Here is a 20,650-nt window from a genome sequence, read left to right on the forward strand (position 1 = left end):
CACTCACCACGAACCGCCGAGCGCGTCGGGCCAGCGCCGCACGACCCGGTCGATCAGCTCCTCGCTGGCCTCGGCGACGGGCGGGAAGGAGTCGATCCTGCTCCAGGGGCGGCACGCGTCGATCACCGCGCGGGTGTTGAACGGCGGGACGCCCTTCTCCCGCAGCGGGTCGACCCGGCTGCCCCAGGTCTTGCGCATGGTCTCGATGTCCTCGGCGGGGTCCGTGCGGGTGCACATCGCCCAGACCACGTCGCTGAGGCTGCGCGGGTTGACGTCCGCGTCCACGACGACCACGAACTTGTTCATGTACGCGGCGGACGGCAGCTGCGCCGCGAGGTAGCCGGCCTGCCGGGCGTGGCCCGCGTACCGCTGGTGGACCGCGACGGCGAGCAGCTGCCGCCCGCCGCCCGCCTCGTGCGCCCAGACCCCCTCGACGCCGGGCAGCCCGGCCTGGATCAGGGCGTCCTGGATCATCGCGGACTTCATGACGCTGCGCATGTACGAGTAGTCGTGCGGCGGCTTACCGGGGGGCGCCCCGAGCTGGATGGGGTCGTCGCGGTGGTAGATCCGCTCGATGTCGAGCGTCAGCACGGGCTCGGTGCCACCGCTGTAGTAGCCCGTCCACTCGCCGAACGGGCCCTCCTGCTCCCGCCTCTCCGGGTAGAGCCAGCCCTCCACGGCGATCTCCGCGGTGGCGGGGATGGGCAGCCCGGTGACCTCGCCCTTGATCACGTCGATGGACCGGCCCAGCACGGCGCCCGCGTACTCCAGCTCCGAGGTCCCGGTGGGCACCTCCGTGCCCGCGACGACCAGCAGCAGCGGATCGTGCCCGAACGAGGCGGTGACCGGCGCCCTGCCCTCCCGGGCGAACCACTCCCGCACATGCGCGGCGCCGTGCTTGCCCGCCTCGATGTTGACGCTGGCCGCGCGGCCGTCGTTCTGCACCTGCATGCGGTAGGCGCCCGCGTTGAGCACGCCCGTCTCCGGGTCGGTGGTGAACACGGCGCACCCGGTGCCGATGTAGCGGCCGCCGTCCGCCTCGTGCCACTGCGGGACGGGGAAGTCCAGCAGGTTCGCCGCGTCGCCCGCTATGACGTTCTCCTTGACGGGTCCTGTCTCCACCTCGCGCACCGGGTAGCGCGACGCGTTGGCCGCCCACTCGCCCGGCTTGCTGCGCAGCGCCTCCACCAGGGAGCGGTCGTCGAGGTCGGTGCCGAGCCTGAGGGTCATGCCGAGACGGCGGGCGTTGCTCATGGACGCGGTCAGCACCCGCTGGCCGGTCCGGTAGCCGACGATGTCGTCGAAGAGGAGCGCGGGCGGTGCGGGCCGCTTGTAGTTGGCCTCGGACGCGGCACCGATCTCCTTGTCCCAGTGGGCGCCGCTGACCGTTCTGACCTCGCCGAGCTTCTCCGCGAGCGCGAGCCAGCCCCGCAGGTCGTCGATGCTCTCAAGTGACGCCATGTCACTCACCCTTCGTCTCGTCCGCGGGGCTGCCGCCGGTGCGCCGCCGGCACCGGCGGCAGCCGCGGGTCACCGGTACAGGGAGTCGATGAAGCCGGAGTCCTTCAGCTTGTCGACGTAGGAGTTGTCGATGAACTCGTCGGTGTTCTTCGGCATCGTGCCGACACCCTTGGCGACGGTCGCGGCGAACGCGTCGTGGACGAGCGCGGGATCGACGCGCGGGTCCTTCGCCCACAGCTTGTCGAAGAAGTCGTACGAGTACTCGGCGAGCGCCTTGTTGTCGACGCCGCTGTGCTTCATGATGCTGCGCACCGCCGCGTCCCTGTCGTTGTGCAGCATGGCCAGGCACTCCGCCTCCGACTTGGTGAAGGCGGCGACGGCCTTGCCGTTGGCGGAGAGGTAACCCGTCTTCACCGTGTAGGCGTTGGCCGCGGTGGGCAGGTCGGTGAAGTCCATGACCTTCTTGAAGCCCTTCTGGCGGGTCTTGGTACCGGTGGGCGGCTGGGTGACGATCGCGTCGACCGCGCCGTTCTCCAGGGCCGACACCTCGGCGGGGGTGGACTTCAGATAGACCTTCTGGAGGTCGTCCTGCGACCAGCCGTTCTTCTTGATGAGCGCGTCGACCGCGGCGTCCCCGAGCGAGCCGGGCGAACTCAGGCCGATCTTGCGGCCCTTGAGGTCGTCGCCCGCGCTGAGGGACTTCCTGCCCCACATCTCCATGTAGTAGCGCTTGATCGGCAGGGCGATGTAGCGCAGGTCGACGCCCTTGAGGTTCATCGCGCCCGCCGCGGTCGCCGTGGTGGCGCCGACACCGATCTGCACGCTGTTGCTGACGAGGGCGGCCACCAGCTGGGACGAGCTGTTCAGCAGGGTGATCTTGACGTCGAGGCCGTTCTTCTTGAAGACCCCGGCGTCCTCGCAGATGTACAGGTCGGAGTAGGCGGCGCCGATGGCCGTGTAGCCGACCGTCATCTTCATGCTGGACGGCTGGATCGACGCACTGCCCGACACCGCGCAGCCTGAGGCGGTCAGCGCGAGGGCCGCGGCCAGCGGGACGGCGAGCCGCACGGTGCGGCGCTGACGCCACGGCACGGGTACACGCATGCGCATTCGGGCCTCCCTCTCAGTCCGTCGCCGACCAGAACGTGAACCGGCGCTCCAGGTAGCCGACGCCCCGTGTCAGGGCGATCGCGACCACCGCGATCACCGCGATCGAGGCCATCGCGTCGTCCATCTCGAAGTTCGACGTCTGGAGCTGGACCTGGTAGCCGAGGCCCGAGGACCCCATGAACAGCTCGGCGACGATCGCACCGATCAGAGCGCGGCCCACTGCCTGCCGCACACCGGCGAGGATGTACGGGAGGGTCGCGGGGAACGCGACCGCGCGCAGTGTGTACATGCGGGAGGCGCAGTAGACGCGGGAGACCTGCGCGTACGCCGGGTCGAGGTTGCGGGTGCCCGCGATCACGTTGATCAGCAGCGGGAACATCGCGCTCCACACCACGATCACCAGGCGGGCGTTCATCCCGATGCCGAACCAGAAGATCAGCATGGGCAGGAACACCACGTAGGGCACCGAGTACAGGATGCTGATGAGCGGGTCGGTCAGCCCGTACAGGTACTTGTTGCGGCCGATGAGGAGGCCGACGGGTATCCCGACGACGACCGAGATCGCCATGCCGAGCGCGACGATCGACAGGGTCGAGCCGAGCGGCGACCAGATGGTGCCCGAGGCGATCGAGTCGATCAGCGCCACGAAGGCCCCGGCGGGCGAGCTGCTGAAGTTGGGGTCGACGACGCCGGTGGACGAGCAGAGCTGCCAGACGGCGAGCACCACCGCGAGGCCGACCACGCCCAGGATCAGGTTGAGCCGGCGGCCCGATCCCCGGCGCCGCCCCTGCCGGGCCACCTGGACCGGGGGCCCGACCCTATCCGACGACAGTTGTGTTGCTGCCACGGTCGCTCGCCGCCCTTCGTCCCGGCTGTGTCTGGCTCATGACGAGCCCGAGGATGTAGTCGTTCAACTCCTGGAATTCGGGGGTCCGCTTCACGGCGGCGTCCCGGGGGCGCGGCAGGTCGATGTCCACCACCTCGACCAGGTGCGCGGGTCCGCTGGAGAACACCACCACGCGGTCGGCGAGGAACACGGCCTCCGGCACGTCGTGCGTCACGAACACGGCGGTCTTGCCCTGGCCCGCCACGTCGGCCTGCCAGATGCGGGTCAGCTCCTCCTGCATGACCTCCCTGGTCTGCGCGTCGAGCGCGGAGAACGGCTCGTCGAGCAGGAGGAGGTCGGGGTCGGTGGCGAGCGCGCGGGCGAGATTGACCCGCTGACTCATGCCGCCGGACAGCTCGCGCGGATAGGTGCGCTCCTTGCCCGCGAGTCCGACGAGCTCCACCAGCTCGGCGACTCTGGCGCGGCCCTTGGCGTCGAGGCGCTGCTGTGCCTTGAGGCCGAACTCGACATTGGCCGTCACCGTGGCCCACGGGAACAGGGACGCCTGCTGGAAGACGAGTGAGCGGTCGGGTGCGGGGCCCGATATCTGCGCGCCGTTGAGCTCCAGGCGGCCCGAGGTCACCGGAACCAGGCCCGCGAGCGCGGTGAGGAACGTGGTCTTGCCGCAGCCGCTCGGGCCCACCACGGCGACGAATTCGTTCTCCGCGATCTCGAACGAGAGCCCGTCGCACGCCAGCGAGAACGCCTCGGTGCGCGAGGACCAGTGCCCGAGCCGCAGATCGTCGACGACGAGTTTGGCAGTTGGGTGGTTCACGGATACCTCCTGACGAGGGGGGAGCCGGTCACACGGTCGGACACCCGTGAGCGGGCGGGGCGGGCGGCATCGGGAGAACCGGAACGGCACGCGAGGGGCCTGTCCCGGCCCCGCACGGCACGCCCGCCGAGGCCGCTCCGTCACGGCTCGTCGCAAAGTGTCGACACTAAGATTCAAGCAGCGCCCCCGGCCGATGTCCATAGCGTTGCGAACACCCGTCCAGATTGCTTCGCGCATGCGATATTGACGTTCGCTGACCCCTGTCGGCCGCGCGCGCACCGCTGTGCGGCCGCCGCGGGCGCGGCCGGTTCCCGTGGGCCTTAAGGTATGGAAACCCCACACAGGGGGCAAGGAAGCGGCACAATCCGGCACTCGGCCCCTCTCGGCGCCGCCCCGCGTCCCGCGCGTCCCGCCGCCCGCCGATCGGGGCGCCCGGCGGCGGGGCCCCGACGACCCCGAGCCCCGCGTCCCGCACTCCGCAGCATCAAGTGTCGACACTTGGTGCCACGAGAACCGGCCTGACATCCGGCGACCGGACGGCGGCGCGGCCCACCACGGATCCACCGCACCGCAGCCCGGAGCGTCCGCTCAGCCCGGGACGCTCAGCCCGGGACGCCCGGCCCGGGACGCCCAGCCCGGGCCGCTCAGTCCAGGCCCCTGACCGCTCTGCGGAAGCCCGGCTGGGCCGTGAGGATGCCGCCGTCGACCGGCAGGGCGATGCCGGTGATCCAGGCGGCGTCGGACGACGCGAGGAAGGCGACCGCGGCCGCGATGTCCTCGGGCCGCCCCACCCGCCCCATCGGGTAGAGCGCGGCGGCCCGTTCGAGCGCGTCTTCGCGCCCCGCCCACCCCTCGGTGTGCACGGTGCCCGGCTCCACGAGGTTGACCCGCACGCCGCGCGGCGCCGCATGCCCCGACAGGGTCCGCGTCAGGCCGGCGAGCCCCGCCTTGGCCGCGCTGTAGGCGTGGTTGCCGAAGTCCTGCTCGCCGTTGACCGAGCCGATGGAGACGATCGCACCGCGCCCCGACTCCACCAGGTGCGGCAGCGCGGCACGCGCGCAGCGGAACGCGCCGGTCAGCGTGAGGTCCAGGTCGCGGGCCCACTTCTCGTCGGGTTCGTCCTCGAACAGCGGCTCGTCGACGCCGCACGAGAACGCGTTGTTGACCAGCACGTCGAGCCGGCCGAAGCGCCGCACGGCCTGCGCGACCGCCGCCTCGACCTCGGCGCGGTCCCCCACGTCGCAGCGGAACGCCTCGGCGCCCCCGATGCCGGCGGCCGTCGCCGCGGCGCGCTCCTCGTCGATGTCCGTGACGAGGACCCGCGCGCCCTCGGCGGCGAGCCGCCGCGCGGTCGCCGCCCCGATGCCGCGCCCCGCCCCCGTGATCAGTACGCCGTACCCGTCGAACCGCCGGATCGCCGTGCCACCGTCGCCGCCTCGCTCAATCGCCGTCATCCGACGATCAGAACACCGCGGCCCCCACCGGCACCAGAGGCCCTGTCCGACGCTTCCCTTCCGCCCCGCGCGGCGCGCGGAGCGCCGCGCTCGCAGGGCGGAGCGCCGCCCTCACAGCGCCGAGCGGACCGCACGTACCAGCGCCTGCGCCCGCGGGTCGGCCGTGACGCCCCTGCGCATCCCGTTCGTCACGTATCCGAAGGCGATCCCGGACTCCGGGTCGGCGAACCCCAGCGAGCCGCCGCGCCCCGGGTGTCCGAAGGAGCCCTTCGCGAGCATCGGCGCCGCGGGGCCGTGCAGCATGTAGCCCAGCCCGAACCGGGTGGAGACCACGAGCACCCGGTCGGGGCCCGCCGACTCCTCGGTGCGCGCGAGCGTCAGCGTGGCCGGGGCGAACAGCCGGTGCCCGTCCACGGGTCCGATCATCGCCGCGTACACCCGCGCGAGCGCACGCGCCGTGGCGATGCCGCCGGACGCGGGCATCTCGGCGGCGTGGAACCCGGCCGCGTTCTCGTCGGGCGCGGGCCGGACGGCGCCGAACGCCCGCCGCGTCAGCGACCCGGGGTCCGCGTACGCCTCGGCCACCGACCGCTTGGGCCGCAGCCGCAGTTCGCCGCCTGCCGCAGGCGGCTCCGCGACCTCGCCGATGCGGCCGACCCTGCGCCGCTCCTCCTCCGGCAGGCCGATCCAGAAGTCGAGGCCGAGCGGGCGCGCGATCTCCTCGGCGACCATGCGGCCGACCGTGCGCCCGGTGACCCGGCGTACCAGTTCGGCGATGAGCCAGCCGTAGGTGTGCGGGTGGTAGCCGTGGTCTGCGCCCGGCTCCCAGACGGGCCGCTGCGCCGCGAGCGCCCGCGGCCCCGACTCGCCGTCGAGCGCCTGGGCCGGCGTCAGCGGCGTGTCGAGCACGGGCAGTCCCGCGCGGTGCGACAGCAGGTGCCTGACGAGGACGCGCTCCTTGCCCGCCGCCTTGAACTCGGGCCAGTACGTGCCGACCGGGGCGTCCAGGTCGATGTGGCCGCGCTGGTGCAGCAGCAGCGGCACGGCGGCGGCGACGCCCTTCGTGGCCGACCGCACGACCTGCGCGGTGTCGAGGGCCCAGGGCTCACGCCCGGCCGCGTCGCGCGAACCGCCCCACAGGTCGACGACCTTCCGCCCGTCCCGGTACACCGCGACGGCCGCGCCGCGCTCGCCGAGGCGCTCGAAATTCCGTACGAAGGCGTCCCTGACCGGCTCGAAGCCGGCCGCCACCGTGCCCTGGACGTCCACGCCCGCACTCCCGCTCGTCATCCCGCCCGGCGCACCGCATGGCGCGCGGCACCCGGGTGGTGCCGCTTCTCTATGGTGCAACGTCCTCGGGGCCCCGGGGGACCAGGGGTGCGCCCCGCTTCCTTCCGCTGAGCGGAAGTCGCCCTGTGCGGCGCCCCGGTGCGCGGGCACGCTGGGCCCGACCCGGCCCGAGGCGGCTTCCCGCCACACCGTCGTGGCGGAGAAAGGCAGGAGCGATGAGTTCTCCCGTCGGCACGGAAACCAGCAGGACCAGCACGGCCGACACGGCCGCGAGCACCAGCACGCCCGACCCGGCCCCCGCCCCCTGGTACGTGCGCAACCAGTGGTACGTCGCGGCGTACGGCGCCGAGGTGGGCCGCGAGCCCTTCTCCCGCACGGTCTGCGGCGAGCCCGTCCTGCTGTGGCGCACCGAGGCGGGCGCGGTCACCGCGATGTCCGACCGCTGCGTGCACCGGCGCTTCCCGCTCTCCCAGCAGCCGAGCCACCTGGTCGGCGACCAACTGGTCTGCGGCTACCACGGCTTCACCTACGGCGCGGACGGCGTGTGCGTCGCCGTGCCGGGGCAGCGCAAGGTGCCGAGGACGGCCAGGCTCACCTCGTACCCGGTGGCGGAGCGCGACGCGTTCGTCTGGGTCTGGATCGGGGACCGGGAGGCGGCCGACGAGGCGCTGATCCCCCGCGCGCCCTGGCTCGCGGACCCCGGCTACACGACCGTGTCGGGCAGGGAGCCGCTCGCCGCGCGGTACGGGCTGCTCGTCGACAACCTCCTCGACCTGTCCCACGAGACGTATCTGCACGGCGGGTACATCGGCACACCCGAGGTGGCCGAGACGCCGATCACCACCGAGGTGGACGAGGCCGCGGGCATCGTGCGCGTCAGCAGGCACATGGACGACGCGGCCTGCCCGCCGTTCTACGCGGAGTCGACGGGCGTGCGCGGCCGGATCACGCGCTGGCAGGACATCGAGTACCACGCGCCGTGCCTGTACCTGCTGCACAGCAGGATCGCGCCGGCCGGCACCCCGCCGCCGGCCGCGGACGGCTCGGACCCGGACGCCTTCCACGTCGAGGTGGTGTACGCGATCACGCCGGAGACCGAGCACAGCACGCACGACTTCTGGGCGGTCGCGCGGGACTTCGCCCCCGGCGACCAGGGCGTGACGGACTTCCTGCACGACAACAACCGCACGGTGGTCCTCCAGGACGTGGTCGCGCTCGACGTGCTGGAGCGCGCGGTGGCCGCGGAGGCGGGGGCGTACCAGGAGCTGAGCATCAACATCGACACCGGCGGCCTCGCGGCCCGCAGGATCCTCGACCGGATGCGGACGGCGGGGGCGGGGGCGTGACCGGCGCACCGGCCGGGCACGCGGCGGCGGACGAGGTCTTCCGCATCCGCTGGCTGCCCGGCAGCGACGAGCTGCTCGCCGTCTGCTTCTGCGGCGCCGACCGGGTGTTCGACGACCCGGTGGAGCTGTGGGACTGGCTGCTCGCCCACCCCGGCCACCGGCCGGAGCCCGCCGCGGGGGCCGCGGCTCACGGCCGGGCCGCCGGGGCGCGCTCATGACCGGCGGGGGCGGGGAGTTCACCGTGGTCGTCGCGCGCCGCGACCCCCTCGCCGACGGCGTCGTGCGGCTCACCCTCGCGGACCCCGACGGCGGGCGGCTGCCCGCCTGGGAGCCGGGCGCCCACCTGGACCTGCTGCTCGCGCCCGGCCTCGAACGGCAGTACTCGCTCTGCGGCGACCCCGCGGACCGCTCGGTGCTCCAGGTGGCCGTGGCCAGGGAGCACGAAGGGCGCGGCGGCTCGCGGTACGTGCACGACGAGCTGGCCGAGGGCGCCAAGGTGTCCGTGCGCGGCCCGCGCAACAACTTCCCGCTCGTCGCCGCCGAGCGCTACCTCTTCGTCGCCGGCGGGATCGGCATCACCCCGCTCGTGCCGATGGTCGCGCGGGCGGCGGCAGGGGGCGCCGACTGGCGGCTGGTCTACGGGGGCCGTACGGCGTCCGCCATGGCGTTCGCCGGGCCGCTCGCCGCGGCACACCCCGACCGGGTGGAGCTGTGGCCGCAGGACGAGCGCGGCCTGCTCGACCTGGACGGGCTGCTCGGCGCCCCGCGCGCGGACACCGCGGTCTACTGCTGCGGTCCGGAGCCGCTGCTCGCCGCGGTCGAGGAGCGGTGCGCGCGGTGGCCGTCGGGCGCGCTGCACACGGAGCGCTTCGCGCCGGCGGCGGGCGGGCCCGCCGGCCCCCTCGATGCGTTCGAGGTCGAACTCGCCGCGTCCGGGCGCACGGTGACCGTGCCACCTGACCGGTCGATCCTCCAGGTGGTGGAGGACGCCGGGATCCCGGTCCTGTCGTCGTGCCGCGAGGGCACCTGCGGGACCTGCGAGACGGATGTGCTGGCGGGCGAGGTCGACCACCGGGACTCGCTGCTGACCGCACAGGAGCGCGCGGCCAACGACGTCATGTTCATCTGCGTCTCGCGCTGCCGCTCCGGCCGCCTCGTCCTCGACCTGTGAGACCGGGACCTGCGGGACCTGCGGGGTCTGCGGGACCTGCGGGACCTGCCGGGCCCGCGGCACCGGCGGCACCCGTGTGCGTGCGGGGGTCCGCCGGGGCCCGCCCGCCCGGCTCGGCGCCCAGCGCCCGGGAGATGCCGCGCGCCGCGACCTGCACGAGCGGCACCAGGGTGTGCGGCCGTACGCGGTCGGCGTGCGCCACGACCGAGACGGCGGCGACCACGTCGCCGTGCGGCCCGTGCACCGGCGCGGCGACCGAGACGCTGTCGTCGGTCACCTGCCGCTCGCAGATCGCCACCCCGGTGCGGCGCACCTCGGCGAGCGACTGCCGCAGCACGCCGGGGTCGCACTCGGTGGCCGGGGTGCAGCGGGCCTGAGGACCGGCCAGCGCGCGCTCCTGCACCTCGGGCGGGGCGTAGGCGAGCAGGACCCGCCCCACACCTGTCGGCATGAGGGCGAAGCGGCCCGCCACCCGGGTCAGCACGGGGACGGCGCCGCGCCCGGCGAGCCGCTCCACGAACACCACGGACAGGTCCTCACGCACCGCCAACTGCGCGTTCTCGCCGGTGACATGGACAAGATCGGAGAGCTGGGGCAGGGCCGACTCGCGCAGCCCGAGGCCGCGCGGCGCGAGCGAGGCGATCTCCCACAGCCTGAGCCCGATGCGGTAGCCGCCGCCCTCCTCGCGCTCCAGCGCGCCCCACCGGGCCAGCTCGCCCACCAGGCGGTGGACGGTGGTGAGCGGGAGGCCGGTGTGGCGCGCGAGGTCGGTGAGGGTACGGACGGGGGCGGCGGGCGTGAACGCCTCCAGCACGCACAGGGCCCGTCCGGTGACGGAGACAGGGCCCCGCTGCTCCCCCGCCTTCGCCGCGGGCCCGGCGCCGGGGGCCGCGCGGCGGTCCCCTTCGGCGCCCGCGCGGCCGCGCCCCGCGCTCCCCGCGGCTCCGGCTCCCTCGCCCCGCACGCCCATCCCGCCATCGTCGGGCCGCCGGCGCCGCGGGTCAACGGTCCTGCCACCCGTCGCCGCGATGCGGAATTTGCACATGTTTGTACCATTGAGAGGTGATTTTGCCGTGCCGGGGTATCGCGACCCGGCATCCGTACGGAGGAGACGCCGATGTCACCCGTGGTCGAGCAGTCCGTCAAAGCCCGCCTGATAAGCGACGCCCCCCACCCCCGGATCGTCCCGGTGATGCTGCGCTACGACGGTGCCGACCCCCTCGCGATGCGGATGGTCTTCCCCGCCGAGGTCTCCCTCGACGACGACGAGGTCGTCTGGGCCTTCGCCCGCGACCTCGCGAGGAACGGCCTGCGGGAGCCCGCGGGCGACGGCGACGTGCACGTGTGGCCGTGCGGGCGGGCCCAGACGGTGTTCGAGTTCCGGGCGCCCGAGGGCGTCGCGCTCGTCCAGTTCGACAACGCGCCGCTGCGCCGGTTCCTCAAGAGCGCCTACTCCGTCGTGCCGGCCGGCCAGGAGGCCGACCACCTCGACGTCGAGCAGCACGTCGGCAGTCTCATCATCTGAACTCGTCTGAGCCCGGCCGGTTCCCCTGGACGAGTTGCCCGCGCCACGCGCCGTGGAAAGCATGGGATGGTGAGTGACGACGCCGCGTATCTCCGCTTCCCGCACCTGCACGAGGACTTGGTGTGCTTCGCCGCCGAGGACGACATCTGGATCGCCCCCGTAGCCCCGGCGGGCAGCCGGGCCGAACGGGCCTGGCGGCTGACCGTCGACCGGACCAGGGTGGGGCCCCCGCGCTTCTCGCCCGACGGCCGGCACATCGCCTACACGAACTGGCGCAGCCTCGACCCCGAGATCCACCTCGCCCCCGTCGACGGCGGACCCGCGCGCCGCCTCACCTACTGGGGCTCGACCGACACGCGGGTGTGCGGCTGGAGCGCGCCCGACCCGCGCGAGCCCGGCAGCGGCGAGCCGCAGATCCTCGCCGTCTCCTCGCACGGCCAGCCGTTCTCCTACTACTCCTGGGCCTACGGCGTCCCCCTCGACGGCTCCCCCGGCGGCAAGCTGCCCTGGGGCCCCGTCTCCGACCTCGCCGTGGGCGACGTGTGCGGCGAGCGCAGGACGCTGCTGCTGACCGGGACGCCGCCGCACGAGCCCGCCGCGTGGAAGCGCTACCGCGGCGGCGCGACCGGCCGTCTCTGGCTGCACGGGGAGCGGCTGCTCGCCGGCATCGGCGGGCACCTCGCCTGCCCGATGATCGTCGGGGACCGCGTCGCGTTCCTCTCCGACCACGAGGGCGTCGGCAACCTCTACTCCTGCCGCCCCGACGGCACCGGTCTGCTGCGCCACACCGACCACGACGCCTTCTACGCCCGGCACGCCTCGACCGACGGGCGGCGCGTCGTCTACCAGTGCGCGGGCGAGGTGTGGCTGGTGGACGCGCTGACCCGGGACGCGCGGCCGCGCAGGCTGGACATCCGCCTCGGCGGCCAGCGCGCGGGCCGCCGCGCCTACCAGGTGCCTGCGGCACGCCACCTCGGCGCGCTCTCCGTGGACACCACGGGCCGGGCGAGCGCCGTCTCCGTGCGCGGCAGCCTGTACTGGCTGACCCACCGCGACGGCCCCGCCCGCACCATCGCCGACACCCCGGGCGTCCGGGTCAGGCTGCCCGCGATGCTCGGCGCGGGCGGCCGGGTCGCGTACGTCACGGACGCGGAGGGCGACGACGCCGTCGAGATCGCGTACCTCCCGCGTGCCAGCGGCGACCGCCCGCCGCGCAGGCTGGCCGCGGGGCTGCTGGGGCGGGTGCACGAGATGGAGCCCGACCCCGAGGGCGCGCGCGTCGCGATCGCCACCCACGACGGCCGCCTGCTCCTCCTGGACGTCTCCGACCAGCCACCCCCCGAGGAGCCGGCCCCGGGCGCGGAGGCCCCCGCGGCCGATGCCCCCGCGGCGGACGGTCGAGGCGCGGGGCCCTGGGGTGTCACCGAGATCGTGCGGTCGCTCAACGGGCCCGTCACCGATCTGGCCTTCTCCCCCGACGGGACGTGGATCACCTGGTCGCAGCCGGGGATCGGCCGCTCGCTGCGGCAGATCAGGATGGCCAGGATCGGCGGCGCTGGGGCCGCGGACGCCGCCCCCGCGGTCGTGGACGTCACGGACGGCCGCTTCGAGGACGAGAACCCCGTCTTCACCAGCGACGGCCGCTACCTCGCCTTCCTCTCCTGGCGCGGCTTCGACCCGGTGTACGACGTGCACACCGGCGACCTGTCGTTCCCGCTCGGCTGCCGCCCCTACCTCGTACCGCTGTCCTCGGCGACGCCCTCGCCGTTCGCGCTGTCCCCCGAGGGGCGGCCCGCGGCCGGCGGTCTCGACCCGCGCGACGAGGGCGGGGCCGACGCGGAGGGCGGGGCGGTCACCGTCGAGGTGGAGGGGCTCGCGAGCCGGGTCACGCCGTTCCCCGTCGCCGCGTCGAAGTACTCGTCGCTCCACCCGGTCGGCGGTGGCGGCCTGGTGTGGCTGCGGTGGCCGATCTCCGGCGCGCTCGGCGAGACGTTCGCCAACCCCGCGGACACCTCGGGCCGCCCCACCCTCGAACACTTCGACCTCGCGAAGGCCCGCAGGACCGAACTCGTCGACCACCTCGACTGGTTCGCGCCGAGCGGCGACGGCACCCGGCTCGTCGTCGTGGACGAGGGCGAGCTGCGGGTGGTTTCGGCGACCGACGCGGGCGACGGCGACGCGGTCCACCTCGACCTGCGCCGCATCCTGCACGAGGCCGACCCCGGGGCGGAGTGGCGGCAGGCGTTCGACGAGGCGGGCCGCATCGTCCGCGCGTACTTCTGGGACCCGGGGATGAGCGGGCTCGACTGGGACGCGGTGCTCGACCAGTACCGGCCGCTGGTCGAACGGGTCGCCTCCCCCGACGAGTTCGCGGATCTGCTGTGGGAGACGCTGGGCGAGCTCGGCACGTCGCACGCGTACGTCTCGGCCGCGCGGCGCGACGAGGGACCGTCGCACTACCAGCGGCCGATGGGCCTGCTCGGCGCCAACCTCGTGTGCAGGGACGGCGAGTGGCTGGTGAAGCGGATCCTGCCCGGCGACTCCTCGGACTCGCGTGCGCGCTCCCCGCTCGCCGGTACGGGGGTGCGTGAGGGCGCGGTCCTCACCCAGGTCGACGGCCGTCCTGTCGACCCGGTCGCGGGCCCAGGACCGCTGCTGTCGGCGGCGGGCGGTACGACGGTGGAGCTGACGTTCCGCACCGCGGTTCCCGCGCAGGACGCAGCGCAGGACACGGCACAGGAGACCGGGCGGGCGCAGGCGCCCGACCGTCCGCACCCGCACACCCGGCGCGTCGCCGTCGTCCCGCTGATCGACGAGCGGCCGCTGCGCTACCAGGACTGGGTCACCAAGCGCCGCGAGGTCGTGCGCGAGCTCAGCGACGGCCGCTGCGGCTATCTGCACATCCCCGACATGCAGGGCTCCGGCTGGGCGCAGTTCAACCGCGACCTGCGGATGGAGATGTCACGCCCCGCGCTCATCGTGGACGTGCGGGGCAACGCGGGCGGCAACATCAGCGAGCTGGTGGTGGAGAAGCTGAGCCGCCGGATCATCGGCTGGGACCTGACGCGCGACGCGCAGCCGGTCTCTTACGCCTCCGACGCGCCGCGCGGCCCGGTCGTCGCGATCGCCGACGAGGCGACCGCGTCCGACGGCGACATGATCACCGCCGCCTTCCGGCTGCTCGGCCTCGGCCCGGTGGTCGGCCAGCGCACCTGGGGCGGCGTGGTCGGCATGACGGGACGGCACCGGCTCGGCGACGGCACGGTGATCACGGTCCCGATGAACGCGGCCTGGTTCGACGCGTACGGCTGGTCCGTCGAGAACCACGGCGTGGAGCCCGACATAGAGGCGCTGCGCACCCCGCTCGACTGGGCCGAGGGCCGGCACGCCCAGCTCGACGACGCCGTCTGGGTCGCCCTCGACCTGCTGGCCGCCCGCCCGGCGGCCGCACCCCCCGGCTACCGCTCCCTGCCCGACCGCAGCCGCCCCCGGCTGCCCCCGCGCGCGACCCCCTCGGACACCTGACGCCGAGGCCGCCGGGGCGTGCGGGTGCGGTACGGCCGCCTGCCGTGCCACACCCGCACGCGCTCAGTCGGTGCCGGGGCCCCCGGGCCCCGGGGCCGGTGACCAGAGCGCGGCCAGTTCGTCGAGGCCCGGGGCGGTGTCCAGCGCCCAGCACGCCCGCACCAGGCGGTCGGTCCTGCGGTGGCCGAGCGCCGCGTCGCCCGCCGTGACGAGCTTGTCCTCCAGGTCGGCGTCGGTCAGCGGCGCGGCCGGGGTGCCGCGGTTCTGGTCGACGGCCGAGCGGATCTCGGTGCCGTCGTGCAGGGTGATCCTGACCCGGCAGCCACGCTTGGTGACGGCCTCGTCCGCGCGCACCGCGACCTTGGCCCGCAGCGCGGCGATCCCCGGATCGTGCACCACCGCCTCGGCGAACTCGGCGGGGCCCACCCGCCGGTGGACCAGCGCGGCGGCGGCGCAGTGCGCGGTGCTGAACTTCGCCGCCGCCCCCGTCTCCGGCCGGCCCAGCGCCGTCACGGTCGCGGCGAAGCCCGCCATGCGGACCTCGACGGCCGCGATCCGCGCCGGGTCGACCGGGTCGAGGGCGAGCAGCGCGTCGATCGCCGGGTGGGTGAGCGACGCGCTCGGATAGAGCTTGTGCCCGTTCTCCAGCAGGTGCCAGTGGGTGCCGAGGCCCTCCGTCAGCAGCTCCGGGTACGGCCGGGGCGTGATCGCGCGCAGCAGCCCGCGCTCGCCCTCGATGGCGGTGTCGGTCGACGTCAGACCGCTCTCGGCGAGCAGGGCGGCGAGCACGCCGTCCATCGCCGCCTTGCCGGGGTGCATGGCCTTGGTGTCGCTGCCGTAGACCTCGCGGACGCCCGCCGCCTGGGTCGCTGCGCAGCCGAGCGCGTGGCTCGTCTCCAGGGCGGAGAGGCCGAGTGCGTTGGCCGCCGCGGCGGCGGCCGCGAGGTGCCCTGCGGTGCCGGTGACGTGCCAGCCGCTCTCGTAGTGCTGCGGCCCGGCCGCGCACGCCACGCGCGCCCCCACCTCGAAGCCGGCGACGTGCGCCGCGACCAGCCGCGCCCCCGTGAGGCCGCGCAGCTGCCCGATCGCGAGCACCGCGGGCCATACGCACGAGCCCAGGTGGACCGTGGTGGAGGGCGGGTTGTAGACGTCGTCGTAGTCCAGCAGGTGCGAGGTGTAGGCGTTGGCCAGCGCGGCGAACGGCGCGCCGGTGCGCAGCGGCGTCCCGACGATGCCGCAGGGGCCGTCGCCCCCGCTGCCCGCGGCGACCGCGCGCACCCTGGCGGCCGCGGGCTCGCGGATGCCGGCGAGCAAGGCGGCCGTCCAGTCGACGAACGCGCGGCGCGCGTGGTGCACGACGTCGGCGGGCAGCTGCCCGGCGGTGACGGAGGCACCGAAGGCGGCGAGTTCGCTTGACCGGGTGAGGACCGGTTCTGTGGTGGTCACGTGTTCCCCTGGTGCAGTCGGGCGACGAGTGGCTTCATGCTGGTGGTGAACGTCGCGATCTGTTTCTTGAGAGCGTCCCCGGTGAGGAACCGGGTCACGTTGCCCTCGCTGTGGATGTACCGCTGCCAGGCCGGCGTCTTCACGAGCTTGGCGAACAGGTCGGCGTAGTACTTCACGGACTGCGCGCTCATCCCCGGCGGGCCCGCGATCCCGCGGAACTGGAGCTGCTGCGGCAGCCCCGCAGAGGACAGCCCCTGCTCCGAGAGCGTCGGCACGTCCGGGAACGACGGCGAGCGCCGGTCGCCCAGCACGCCGATCACCTTCAGCTGGTGGGCTGCGACCTGCTCGGAGAAGTCGGACTCCGCGCCGATCATCATCTGCGCGTCGCCCCGCAGGAGCGCGGTGATGCGGGGGCCGTCGTCGGCGAACGACAGGTACTTCCAGGTGGTGCCCGCGTCCTTCTCGTACTTGAGCGCCACGAGGTTGTCGACCGAGAAGCTCGCGCCGCCGACCTGGACGAGGGTGCCCGGCCTGCGTTGGGCGTCGGCCACGAAGTCGGCGAAGGTGCGGTAGGGCGAGTCCTCGGGTACGGCGACGACCTGCTGCTCCTCGGCCAGTTCCGCGATCGGGGTGAGCCGGCCGAGGGTGGCGGGCGCGTCTTTCGTCGCCATCCCGCTCACGATCCACTTCGAGGTGAACGCGGCGATCACGTTGTTCTTCGAACCGCGCCCCGCCATGTAGGCCATCGCGCCGAGCCCGCCGCCCTGCGGCTTGCTCAGCACGGGCCAGTTGCTGTCGACGATCTTCGCCTGCTGGGCGATCTTCAGCACCTGGCGGGCGAACACGTCGCTGCCGCCGCCCGGGCCCGTGTCCACCACGAACTGGATGTTGGCCGGCGTCCTGCCGTCCCCCGCGCCGAGGTGGCAGCCCGAGAGGGCGCCGCCGATCAGCGTGAGGCCGAGCAGCGCGGCCGCTGCCTTCCCTGCCTTCATCGGCCTTCCCCTTCCGAGGCGGTGACGAGACCCGGGTCCTGCACCGGGGCGGTGAGCGCGGTGCGCCGCCTGCGCGCCCTGCTGACCACGGCGAACACGACGACCGCGCCGGTGACGCCGAGGATCGTGGCGGAGACGGGGCGCTGCACGAAGATCAGCGGGCTGTTGCCGGACAGCGTGAGCGACTGGCGCAGCGTCAGCTCGGCCTGTGGTCCGAGCACGAACGCCATCAGCATGGGGGCGCTCGGGATGTCGAGGCGCCGGAAGGCGTAGCCGAGCGCGCTGAACCCGAGCAGCAGCCACACGTCGAACATCGAGCCGCGCACGCTGTACGCGCCGACCACGGCGAGCACCAGGATCGTCGGGTACAGCAGCCAGTACGGGACGCGCAGGATCTGCACCCACATCGGGATCAGCGGCAGGTTCAGCACGAGCAGCGCGATGGTGCCGAGGTAGAGGCTCGCGATGACCGGCCAGCCGATCTCGGGGTGGTCGGTGAACAGCAGGGGCCCTGGCTGCACGCCGTAGAGCAGCAGCGCGGCGAGCATCACCGACGTGCTGGCGCTGCCCGGCAGTCCGAGGCTCAGCAGGGGGATCATCGCGCCGCCGGACTCGGAGTTGTTGGCCGCCTCGGGTCCCGCCACGCCCTCGATGGCGCCCTTGCCGAACATGTGCTTGCGGCGCGAGGTGTTCTTCACCAGCGCGTAGGAGAGGAACGAGCCGATCGTGGAGCCGCCGCCGGGAACCGCGCCGACGAAGAACCCGATCACGGAGCCCAGGGCCATCGCGAAGCGGGAGCGGCGCAGGTCCTCGCGATTGGGCAGGTAGTCGCGCAGCCGCCGGGGTGCGGTGAAGGAGTGCAGGGTCCCCCGCACGCGCCGCAGGTTCACCAGCACCTCGCCGACGGCGAAGAGGCCGAGGGTGAGGCTGAGGAACTGGACGCCGTCGTAGAGGTTGAGGCTGCCGAAGGTGTAGCGCCGGCTGCCGGTGAACAGGTCGACGCCCACGGTGGCGACGAGCAGCCCCGCGACCATCGAGATGAGGCCCTTGACCGGGGACTTGCCCGCCATGGTCACCACGAGGAGCAGCCCGAAGAACATCAGCACGGCGAACTCGGGGGGCCCGAACTTCACGGCGACCGCGGCGGCGGCCGGCGCGGCGAACGTCAGGGCGATCACCCCGACGGTGCTGGCGACGAACCCGGAGATGGCGGACATGCCCATCGCGGGGCCCGCGCGCCCCTGTCTGGCCAGTTCGTGGCCGTCGTAGCAGAGCACGACGGAGGAGGTCTCGGTCGGGATGTTGAGCAGGATCGCGGTGGTGGCGCCGGCGAACTTGGCGCCGTGGTAGATGCCCGCCATGGTGATCAGGCCGGTGGTGGGCGGGAGTTGGAGGGTGAGCGGCAGGAGTACCGCCAGGGTGGCGGCCGGGTTGCCGAGACCGGGCAGGATGCCGATCGCCGTGCCGAGGATCGCTCCGATCACGACCCACAGCAGGTTCATCGGGGTGAGCGCGGCGGTGAAGCCGTCGAGAAGGTTCGAGAACACGGACATGTGGATCCCTTCTCGGACCGCTCAGATCCCCAGGAGGCCGATGTCGACGAGGCCGACCGGGAGCTGGATGGCCAGCAGGTCGACGAAGAGGCCGTAGAGGACCAGCGGCACCACGAGTGCGGCGACGGCGGGCAGGACGCCCCGTTTCCGTTCGACGCCGTAGAAGAGGAGGAGGAGCAGCGCGACCGCGGCCACGACGAAGCCCGTGACGGCCATGAGCCCGATGCAGGCGGCGAAGGACGCCCACACGAGGGCCGGTTTGGGCACCCGCCGCACCCCGGAGGGCGGCGGTCCCTCCGGTACGGGCACGGCGGCCTTGGCGGCCTTCTCGACGTCGCTCACGGCCCCGCCGATGGCGCGGACCTGGACGTGCTGGGGCCGGGTGCCCTGGGCGGCGAGGACCCCGCCGAGCACGGCGAGCGCCGCGGAGAGGACCACGGGGAAGAAGCCGGGCCCGACCCCGCCGCCGGGGCCGAAGAAGCCCATGCCGAGCGCGGGGACCAGGGCCAGGAGCCCGACGAGGGAGACGACTGCACCGGTGACGACATCAGCTCTGCGCACTTCGGTCCTCCATTGGACAGAAATGGTTTCTGCAAGACGAAAATAGGGACCGACGCAGACACCGTCAACGGTGCGCACACGACCAAAACGCCGCGGGGGCCCGCGACTTGGCGGGCCCCCGCGGCGTTGGCGCGGGGCGGTGGCGGCGGGCGGGCGCTCAGCCCATGACCTCGCCGAGCTCCTCGCGCACCTCGCGCAGCGCACGCACGATATGGGTCTCGACCTTGGAGTTCAGCCTGCTCACCGGCACCGCGACGGCGATCGCGGCACCCGCGTGCCCGGCCTGGGCCGGCAGGGCGATCGCGACGGAGCCGACCCCCTCCTCGCTCTCCTCGAAGTTGGTGGCGTAGCCCCGGGCGCGCACCTCGTCGAGGGCCGCTTCGAGGGCGCGCAGACTGCGCAGGGACTGGCCTGTCTGCCCGGTGAGCCTCCCGTCCGGGTAGAGCGCGTGGACCTCGTCCCGCGACAGCTCGGCGAGCAGCGCCTTCCCCGCCGACGTGCAGTGCGCGGGCAGCACCTTGCCGGTGCGCGCCGCCACCCGCAGCGCCCGGTCGCTCTCCACGGAGTCGAGGAACCGCACCTGGTTCCCCTCCAGTTCGACCAGGTGGATCGTCTCCTCGAACTCCGCGGACAGCCGGGTGAGGAACGGCCGCACGAGGACGCGCACGTCCATGCGCTGCACCACGGCGAGACCGAGCCCGACCAGCGTGGGACCGGGCCGGTAGGTGCGCGTGCCCTTGTCCTGGCGCACGAACCCGTGGTGCACCAGCATCGCGAGCAGCCGGTGCGCGGTGGAGTGCGCGACCCCCAGGTGGGCGCACGCCTCGGTCAGCCGCACCGAGTCGCAGTCGCGGAACAGCAGCAGCAGGCGCAGGGCGTTGTCCACCGACGAGATGGGGTAGCTCGGGGCCGTCGCCCCACCGTCAGACCTCTGACTTTTCTCCATAGCAGACATCATAGAGAAGAACTTCCGCAGGGAGGACAAGGCGGGTTGACCGTCTCGCCCGGGCGCGCTTACAGTTCCAGATGTCCGCTCTACGGACAGTGTTTCTCTCAGCCAGACATGGAGGACCTATGCGGATCCGGCACATGGGCATCGTGACGAAGGACCTGGAGAAGGCGGCCACCTTCTACGAGAAGGTGTTCGGGTTCCAGCGCCTCGGTGACGTCCGCACCCCGGGTCACTACCCCGGCAAGGCACTCGACCTCAGCGACGGAGAGGTCAACTACTCACTGCTCTGCCCCGACGAGCGGGTGCAGACGGCGCCCTGGGCGCAGGGCACGCTCGGCCCCAACCACATCGGCGTCGAGATCGCCGACACCGCGGCCGTCGTCGAGTCGCTCAAGGAGTTCGGCATCGAGATCTACGGCGAGGACAAGGAGCAGCAGCCGCCGCGGTTCTTCAAGTTCCGCGACCCGGACGGCGTCGAGATCGACGTCGCCACCCCGGACCGCAGCTGGAAGTTCTGACCCGCACGCCGGGCGCGCCGGGGCCGGGTCCGAAGCCCGGACCCGGCCCCTCCTGCGGACCCGGCCCCTCCTGCACAAACCCGCA

Annotated in this window: 18 protein-coding genes; 6 read left to right on the forward strand and 12 right to left on the reverse strand. The window is 73.5% G+C overall.

From position 1 onward, the window contains the following. Window positions 1-3: 3 nt before the first annotated feature. The 6 genes from AB0910_RS18855 to AB0910_RS18880 form a co-directional block, all read right to left on the reverse strand. A complete protein-coding gene (locus AB0910_RS18855) occupies window positions 4-1,461 on the reverse strand; it encodes a UbiD family decarboxylase (protein ID WP_366745733.1) in 1,458 nt (485 codons plus the stop codon). A 69-nt stretch (window positions 1,462-1,530) separates the two neighbouring features. Beyond that, window positions 1,531-2,571 carry an ABC transporter substrate-binding protein gene (locus AB0910_RS18860; protein WP_366745734.1) on the reverse strand — a complete coding sequence of 347 codons (1,041 nt, stop codon included), beginning with the start codon at window positions 2,569-2,571 and terminating at the stop codon, window positions 1,531-1,533. A gap of 13 nt (window positions 2,572-2,584) precedes the next feature. Continuing rightward, on the reverse strand, window positions 2,585-3,418 hold the full coding sequence (locus tag AB0910_RS18865; RefSeq protein WP_366745736.1) for an ABC transporter permease: 834 nt from the start codon (window positions 3,416-3,418) through the stop codon (window positions 2,585-2,587). Beyond that, the gene (locus tag AB0910_RS18870; protein ID WP_366745737.1) at window positions 3,390-4,232 is read right to left on the reverse strand and encodes an ABC transporter ATP-binding protein; all 843 of its coding nucleotides are present in this window, start codon (window positions 4,230-4,232) and stop codon (window positions 3,390-3,392) included. Before AB0910_RS18870 ends, AB0910_RS18865 begins: the two co-directional genes overlap by 29 nt. 644 nt (window positions 4,233-4,876) lie before the next feature. Beyond that, window positions 4,877-5,686 (reverse strand): SDR family oxidoreductase, encoded by an 810-nt coding sequence (locus AB0910_RS18875; RefSeq protein WP_366745738.1) that lies wholly within the window; start codon window positions 5,684-5,686, stop codon window positions 4,877-4,879. Window positions 5,687-5,797: 111 nt separating this feature from the next. Continuing rightward, entirely contained in the window at window positions 5,798-6,955 is a 1,158-nt protein-coding gene (locus tag AB0910_RS18880; protein ID WP_366745801.1) for a serine hydrolase domain-containing protein, read from the reverse strand. A 236-nt stretch (window positions 6,956-7,191) separates the two neighbouring features. Here AB0910_RS18880 and AB0910_RS18885 point away from each other — a divergent pair, with 236 nt between their 5' ends. The 3 genes from AB0910_RS18885 to AB0910_RS18895 are packed head-to-tail and all read left to right on the forward strand — an operon-like array spanning window position 7,192 to window position 9,493. Continuing rightward, window positions 7,192-8,322 (forward strand): aromatic ring-hydroxylating dioxygenase subunit alpha, encoded by a 1,131-nt coding sequence (locus AB0910_RS18885; RefSeq protein ID WP_366745740.1) that lies wholly within the window; start codon window positions 7,192-7,194, stop codon window positions 8,320-8,322. Then, a complete protein-coding gene (locus AB0910_RS18890; RefSeq protein ID WP_366745741.1) occupies window positions 8,319-8,540 on the forward strand; it encodes a hypothetical protein in 222 nt (73 codons plus the stop codon). Before AB0910_RS18885 ends, AB0910_RS18890 begins: the two co-directional genes overlap by 4 nt. Continuing rightward, window positions 8,537-9,493, forward strand: a complete 957-nt coding sequence (locus AB0910_RS18895) for a PDR/VanB family oxidoreductase (protein WP_366745742.1) — start codon at window positions 8,537-8,539, stop codon at window positions 9,491-9,493. Before AB0910_RS18890 ends, AB0910_RS18895 begins: the two co-directional genes overlap by 4 nt. Here the strand turns inward: AB0910_RS18895 and AB0910_RS18900 are convergent. Next, window positions 9,444-10,463 (reverse strand): IclR family transcriptional regulator, encoded by a 1,020-nt coding sequence (locus AB0910_RS18900; protein WP_366745743.1) that lies wholly within the window; start codon window positions 10,461-10,463, stop codon window positions 9,444-9,446. The two genes, AB0910_RS18895 and AB0910_RS18900, sit on opposite strands and share 50 nt — an antisense overlap. 147 nt (window positions 10,464-10,610) lie before the next feature. Here AB0910_RS18900 and AB0910_RS18905 point away from each other — a divergent pair, with 147 nt between their 5' ends. Together AB0910_RS18905 and AB0910_RS18910 are read left to right on the forward strand one after the other, a co-directional pair. Further along, a complete protein-coding gene (locus AB0910_RS18905) occupies window positions 10,611-11,018 on the forward strand; it encodes an SsgA family sporulation/cell division regulator (RefSeq protein ID WP_366745744.1) in 408 nt (135 codons plus the stop codon). Between the two features lie 69 nt (window positions 11,019-11,087). Then, entirely contained in the window at window positions 11,088-14,543 is a 3,456-nt protein-coding gene (locus AB0910_RS18910) for a S41 family peptidase (protein ID WP_366745745.1), read from the forward strand. A gap of 63 nt (window positions 14,544-14,606) precedes the next feature. On the opposite strand, the gene AB0910_RS18915 is transcribed toward AB0910_RS18910, so the two are convergent. From AB0910_RS18915 to AB0910_RS18935, 5 genes are all read right to left on the reverse strand, one after another. Further along, window positions 14,607-15,989 (reverse strand): MmgE/PrpD family protein, encoded by a 1,383-nt coding sequence (locus AB0910_RS18915; protein ID WP_366745746.1) that lies wholly within the window; start codon window positions 15,987-15,989, stop codon window positions 14,607-14,609. Next, window positions 15,986-16,981 (reverse strand): tripartite tricarboxylate transporter substrate binding protein, encoded by a 996-nt coding sequence (locus AB0910_RS18920; RefSeq protein ID WP_366745747.1) that lies wholly within the window; start codon window positions 16,979-16,981, stop codon window positions 15,986-15,988. The genes AB0910_RS18915 and AB0910_RS18920 overlap by 4 nt, the downstream gene beginning before the upstream one ends. Next, window positions 16,978-18,534, reverse strand: coding sequence for a tripartite tricarboxylate transporter permease (locus tag AB0910_RS18925; protein ID WP_366745748.1), 1,557 nt, complete (start codon window positions 18,532-18,534; stop codon window positions 16,978-16,980). The genes AB0910_RS18920 and AB0910_RS18925 overlap by 4 nt, the downstream gene beginning before the upstream one ends. 21 nt (window positions 18,535-18,555) lie before the next feature. Beyond that, window positions 18,556-19,095 (reverse strand): tripartite tricarboxylate transporter TctB family protein, encoded by a 540-nt coding sequence (locus tag AB0910_RS18930; protein ID WP_366745749.1) that lies wholly within the window; start codon window positions 19,093-19,095, stop codon window positions 18,556-18,558. Between the two features lie 157 nt (window positions 19,096-19,252). Beyond that, the gene (locus AB0910_RS18935) at window positions 19,253-20,041 is read right to left on the reverse strand and encodes an IclR family transcriptional regulator (protein ID WP_366745750.1); all 789 of its coding nucleotides are present in this window, start codon (window positions 20,039-20,041) and stop codon (window positions 19,253-19,255) included. Between the two features lie 128 nt (window positions 20,042-20,169). Here AB0910_RS18935 and AB0910_RS18940 point away from each other — a divergent pair, with 128 nt between their 5' ends. Further along, a complete protein-coding gene (locus AB0910_RS18940; RefSeq protein ID WP_366745751.1) occupies window positions 20,170-20,565 on the forward strand; it encodes a VOC family protein in 396 nt (131 codons plus the stop codon). Window positions 20,566-20,650: the final 85 nt, after the last annotated feature.

This window comes from Streptomyces sp. NPDC047002 (assembly GCF_040704505.1).
Classification (GTDB): Bacteria; Actinomycetota; Actinomycetes; order Streptomycetales; family Streptomycetaceae; genus Streptomyces.